The following is a 5,683-nucleotide window of genomic DNA, read 5'->3' as shown; positions in this document are numbered from 1 at the left end:
GAGCGCGCCAGTCCGCCTCCCGCTGAGCCCGCCGCTCACCCAACGAGCGCAAGCTCGATGCGGCCGAGCTGCTCGTCGGTGGAAGTCACGCACACCCGGAGCGGCATGCCGATGGTGAAGGTGCGCGCGGTGCCCACGAGCGACGTCTCGCGCGGGTCCGGTTTGTAGGGCCCGCCGGGCAGCGCGTCGGCCGGCAGGAAGCCCTCTACCAGCATGCCGTCGAGCTGGACGAGCAGGCCAAAGGGCTTCACCCGGGTGATGCGGCCCGTGTGCTCCCGGCCCACGTGCGAGGCCATCACCCGCGTCTCCAGCACCCGGTGGCGATCCCTCTCGGCGCGCTTGGAGGTCCGGGCGCGCTCGTTGAGGTGCACCGCGAGCTGCTCGACGGTGGGGTCCTCGTGCACGAAGTCGCGCCGGCCGCGCAGGTACTGCTTGAGGGTGCGGTGGACGGAGAGGTCCGCGTACCGCCGGATGGGGGAGGTGAAGTGGAGGTAGGCACGCGCCGCGAGGCCGAAGTGCATGGCCGGTACCACGGTGTAGCGCGAGGGGCCCAGGGCGCGCCGCAGCACCGAGCGCAGCGCGGGCTCGGCGCTGCATCCGGCGATCTGCCGGTCGAACGCGGCGAGCGCGAGCGGGGTGAGCCTGCGGCCGAAGCCGGCCGCGAAGCCCGAGTGGTGCGCGAAGGCGGCCAGATCGGCCACGCGCCGCGGGTCCGGTTCGTCCTGGACGCGGAAGAGGGCGGGGACGCCCCGGTCGATGAGCCACCCCGCGAGGGCTTCGTTGGCGGCCACCATGAAGCGCTCGATCAAGACGTGGGCCGTGGTGGGTTGTACGGCCTCGATGCCGGAGACCGCCCCCGTCTCCTCATCGAAGGTGAAGCGCGCCTCGTCGCGCGACATCTCGATGCCGCCGCGCCCGGCCCGCGCCACCGCCAGTCGGGCCGCCGCCGCGCGCAATCACGGCATGGCCTCGCGCACCGCCGCCATCGGCTCGGACACCTCGCCCTTGTCGAGGTAGTCCGCCACCTCGGTGTAGCTCAGCCGGGCCCACGAGCGGATGAGGCTCTCGTACACGTCCGCCGCGGTGACGCGCCCCTCCGGGTCGATGCGCAGCTCCACCGTGAGACACAGCCGCTCCTCACCGGGCACCAGGCTGATCCACCGCGTGGAGAGTTCCTCGGGGAGCATGGGCAGCATGCCGCCAGCGAGGTACACGCTGGTGGCCCGCTCGCGGGCCACGCGGTCCAACGCGGAGCCCTCGGTGACGAACTCCGCCGCGTCGGCGATGGAGACGAACAGGCGCAGGGCCCCATCCCCGCCCGCGGGCAGCACGGAGATGGCATCGTCGATGTCTCGCGTGGACGGCGCGTCCACCGTGACGGTGGGCACCTGGCGCAGATCCCTCCGCGCCCCGAGCGAATGGGACACGGACAGCACGCGCTCCACCTCGGCCCGAGCCTCCGGGTCGAAGTCCCGGCGCAGCCCATGGCGCACGATGATGCGCTCCAGCGAGCGATCCGCGTCCGGCGCCAGCTTGCGCAGCGGCAACGCCTTGCCCTCGGCGATGCGCGCCACCAGGGCGTCCCCGTGCCGCACCTCGACGCCTGCTGTCTCCAGCGGCCAGTCGCCGTTGGCCACCTCGCGATCGATGCGCAGGTACGGGGTGCCCTTGCGCGTGACGACCTCGCCGTAGACCTCCTGGCGCGGGCGCTCCAGGAGGGACAGCCCGCTCGCGCTCCAACGACCGTCCTCCGAGGCCGTCACGGTGGCGGAGACGACATCGTCGGCGAGGTAGGGGTTGAGCTCGGGCGGCGGGATGAAGGCGGAGAGCACCTCATCGGAACCGGACGGCTGCACGATGAGGAAGCCGAAGCCGCGAGGGTGGACGTCGATGCGGCCGGTGACGGTGCGCGAGGGGGCGGGCGTGTCCATGGATCGCCGGCATGCTACCCGCCGGGAGCCCGAGAGGGGACGAGCGTGTTTCCGTTGCGTCGCAACCGCGTGGGCAGGGTGGCGCGGACCTGGACGGGGGCTCCCGGCTCCTGGCGTTCCACCCGGAGGACCTCGTCCTCGTGGCGCACCGTCCAGCGCGTCCCCTTGGAGTCCTGGACCTCGAACGGGGACTCCAGGGGTTGCGCTGGCGGCCGTCCCCGAGGCGGTTGTTTGGGAGTGCTCCAGGTGCGGCCTCCGTTGCGCGTGGCGAGCACATGAGGCGGGGCTTCCCCGTTCGTGTCCTCCAGCCACACCGTGCCGTGCTGGCCGTCCTTCCAGGCCATGTGCTCCGGCCACTCGGACCACACCGACTTGGGCAGGATGCTCCGCCGCTTCCACCTGGCCCCACAGTCCGAGCTGGCGTAGAGCCGGACCTCTCCCGGGCCCTCCGTGGTCCAGCCCACCAGGGCGCGGCCCTCGCAGCCCACGAACTCCAGGAAGAGCACCTCGCTGTCTTCCACGGGGGGCAGGACCTCGGTCCAATGGGCTCCGCCGTCGGTGCTGCGCAGGAGCAGGGCGCGCGCGGAACGGGGCGCGGTGGAGAGCGCTCCGTAGACACGGGCATCCCCGGAGTGGCGGCGAGCAGCGCGCTGAGGCACAGCGAGAGCATCGGGGTCTCCTCACTCCTCGCGGAGTCCGCGCTCGACCAGCGACACCAGATCCGCCTGCACGCCCACGAGCGCGAAGCCGAAGTTACCCCAGTTGTAGATGTCCCGGCGCTTCACGTCCGCGCCTCCGCCGAGCAGCCGCAGCCGCGCGTAGGCGCTCACGTCGCCCTTCGCGTCCAGCGGCACGCCCAGCGTCAGCGCCACGTCGTAGATGCCGCCCGTCGTGTTGCCCAACAGCCCGAAGGTGGACAGCGCATCGGCCTCAAGCCCCGTCCACACCCGGGAGGGGAGCGTGTAGCGCAGCCGCGTCTTGAACGCCCCCACCACGCCGATGTCGCTCTCCTTCGTGTAGCGCGAGCCGTCCACCGCGCTCAGGTCCACCAGCGCATTGCGGATCTGCACGCTCGCCCCGAGCTCCCAGGTGAAGCGCTCCCCGTTGATGAGCCGGTAGAGGTAGCTGGCCCGGTACCCCTCGAAGAGATAGCGGCTGTCCACCACCGTCCCCGTTGGGAACACCGTCCCCCGGAAGTCGATGTCTTTCGCCAGCGTCGTGCGCGTGGTGATGTCGAAAGGTGCCCACAGCAGGATGAGGCCATGGCGCTCTCCCAACCGCGCTTCCAGGGCGATCCGCTGTGACCGGTACAGGTTGCTCTTCTGGTTGAGGTCGTCGGCCTCGTAGGCCGTGCCAGTCGGGCCGTAGCGCCCGTCGTTCTGGAAGATGTAGGCCGGGCCCGTCTCGTATTCGGCGATGAGGGCGGGCAGGGGGCTTTCGGCCAGGGCTGGTGCGGCCACCAGGGTCAGGGCGAGCAGGGGGAGTCGCATAAGTGGCCCCTCCGATGCCCACCCCCCCCTTGGCGTTGCGCGATATAACTAACGTGTTCCGCGCGCCTCCACCTCGTTCAGCGTGAGCGTGTCCTTCTCGGGGAACACGCTGAGCGCCTCCACGTCCACCAGTGGAACTGGCAGCGCGCACGTCTCCCATTGTCCGGTGCCGCGGAAGCGGCAGGCCACCGGGAGCACGAAGCTCGTGTTCGTGTCCGGGTCACTCAACCCCAGGTTCTCCTCGGTGCGGACGACGGCGCGCAGCGAGCCCGGGCCCCTGGCGCGCACCCGCAGCGCCGTGAGCCGGGGTACGGGCGACTCGAAGACCGCGCTCAGCGCTCCCTCTTTCACCCAGTTCTCGGACTGGGGCGTCGCCGTGAGCTCCACACCGGTGGCCTCCTGCCCATCGAAGGCCTTCTCTCCACCCTGGGCGCCCACTGTCCGCTTCGGCTTCAGCACGCTGCTCTCTCCGGCCGGCTTCGCCTGGACGAGCCGCGCCAGCGCGGGCACGTCGCCCTCCACCACGGCCGCGTGCAGCACGCTCGCGGGGAGCTGTCCCGCCCGTGCGCACACGGGGGCGAGCTGTCCGAGCGCCTCCCTTTTCCCGGGCGGCAGCTCCTCGGTGGCCAGCGCCGCCGGAGTCAGCAGGGAGCGCACCACCTCGGCGCAGGCGGTGGCGGTGCCCGGCCCCGCGCGCTCCAGATTCCACAGCAGGGCGGCCGGGTCACCCTTGCCTCCCAGGTTCATTGCCATCACCGTGCGTACGACCTGGCTCGCACAGGGGTTGGTGCCGGCCGGACAGCGCTGACACAGCGCGTCCAGCAGCTCGCGCAGGGGGGTGGTGCCACCACTGAACGGGGAGCGGGCGTCCAGGGCCGCGCCCAGCTCACAGGCGCGCGCTGGAGGCTCGGGGCAGGCGTCGAGCTGTTGCCGGGCCTTCGTGAAGGCTGTCGGATCGGAGGGGGCTCGCACCACGCCCTCCAGGGTCCGGTCCAGGGTGCGGCACGCCTGAACGCCCGGGGAGGCCCCGGGCTTCCCCCCCTCGACGGGCTGTGCCTGGGTCGTGGTGGGGTGCTCGGCCCGACGCCCGGCGTTATGGGTGATGAAATACAGGCGCACGAAGGCCACCAGGGCCAGGGCCATCAGCAAGAGTGTTCGGAGCGGAAACCGGCGCATGGTGCAAACTCCTTGATTCCAGCCGGGATGGGTGGTTATCAGCGCCGCGCGAGTACATCCACTCCGGAGGCGTTCGTGGCAGAGACTTTCGACGTGGTGATCATCGGTTCGGGCCCTGGCGGGTACGTCGGAGCGATCCGGGCGGCGCAGTTGGGGCTGAAGACGGCCCTCATCGAGAAGGACAAGCGCCTGGGCGGCACCTGCCTCCACCGCGGTTGCATCCCCACCAAGTCCCTCCTGTGGTCGGCCGCGCTGCTGCACCACATCAAGGAGGCCGCGGACTTCGGCATCGAGGTCCCCGCTCCGGTGGTCAACTGGGCCAAGGTCCAGGAGCACAAGCAGAAGGTGGTCACCAAGGGTGCCAACGGCATCGACTTCCTGATGAAGAAGAACAAGGTGACCGTCATCAAGGGTCACGGCCGCATCGCCGGCAAGGGCAAGGTCGAGGTCGTCGGCGAGGATGGTTCCAAGCAGACGCTGGACACCAAGAACATCATCATCGCCACGGGCTCGGTGCCCAAGTCGCTGCCCAACGTCCCGGTGGATCACAAGCGGATCCTCAACAGCGACTCCATCCTCACCATCGACCGCATCCCCAAGAGCCTGATCGTCATCGGCGCGGGCGCGGTGGGCTGCGAGTTCGCCTCCGTCTTCAACCACATGGGCAGCCAGGTCTCCATCGTGGAGTACCTGCCCAACCTGCTCCCCATCGAGGACATCGACTGCTCGAAGGAGCTGGAGAAGCACTTCAAGAAGCGGAAGATCGACCTGCACACCGGCGCCAAGGTGGAGAAGGTCGAGAACACCGCCACCGGCGTGAAGCTCACCATGACCGTGGGCACCGAGACGCGCACCATCGAGGCGGAACTCGTCCTGTCCGCCGTGGGTCGCTCCCCGGTGTCCGAGGACATCGGCCTGGACAAGACCTCCGTCAAGTCCGAGCGCGGCTTCATCAAGACGGACAGCATGATGCGCACCAGCGAGCCGAACGTGTACGCGATCGGTGACGTCATCCCCACGCCGATGCTCGCCCACGTGGCCAGCGCCGAGAGCGTGCTCGCCGTCGAGCACATCGCCGGGAAGAAT

At 70.3% G+C, this 5,683-nt stretch carries 4 protein-coding genes and 1 pseudogene; 1 reads left to right on the top strand and 4 read right to left on the bottom strand.

Translation table 11 applies throughout. The annotated features are described in order from the left end of the window. Nucleotides 1-35 precede the first annotated feature (35 nt). From VF794_RS00380 to VF794_RS00365, 4 genes and pseudogenes are all read right to left on the bottom strand, one after another. Nucleotides 36-1,931 (bottom strand): annotated as a pseudogene (locus VF794_RS00380) (ribonuclease R family protein). Nucleotides 1,932-1,945: 14 nt separating this feature from the next. Next, nucleotides 1,946-2,452, bottom strand: a complete 507-nt coding sequence (locus VF794_RS00375) for a hypothetical protein (RefSeq protein ID WP_331106562.1) — start codon at nucleotides 2,450-2,452, stop codon at nucleotides 1,946-1,948. A 159-nt stretch (nucleotides 2,453-2,611) separates the two neighbouring features. Then, nucleotides 2,612-3,421: a hypothetical protein gene (locus VF794_RS00370; protein WP_331106561.1), complete on the bottom strand. Its 810-nt coding sequence runs from the start codon at nucleotides 3,419-3,421 to the stop codon at nucleotides 2,612-2,614. Between the two features lie 48 nt (nucleotides 3,422-3,469). Then, entirely contained in the window at nucleotides 3,470-4,597 is a 1,128-nt protein-coding gene (locus VF794_RS00365; protein ID WP_331106560.1) for a hypothetical protein, read from the bottom strand. A 75-nt stretch (nucleotides 4,598-4,672) separates the two neighbouring features. On the opposite strand from VF794_RS00365, the gene VF794_RS00360 reads away from it, so the two are divergent. Beyond that, nucleotides 4,673-5,683: FAD-dependent oxidoreductase (locus tag VF794_RS00360; protein ID WP_331106559.1), on the top strand; the 1,011-nt coding region annotated here is incomplete at its 3' end.

The sequence above is a fragment of the Archangium sp. genome, assembly GCF_036389735.1.
Classification (GTDB): Bacteria; Myxococcota; Myxococcia; order Myxococcales; family Myxococcaceae; genus Archangium.
This window is presented reverse-complemented; position numbering and strand designations above follow the sequence as displayed.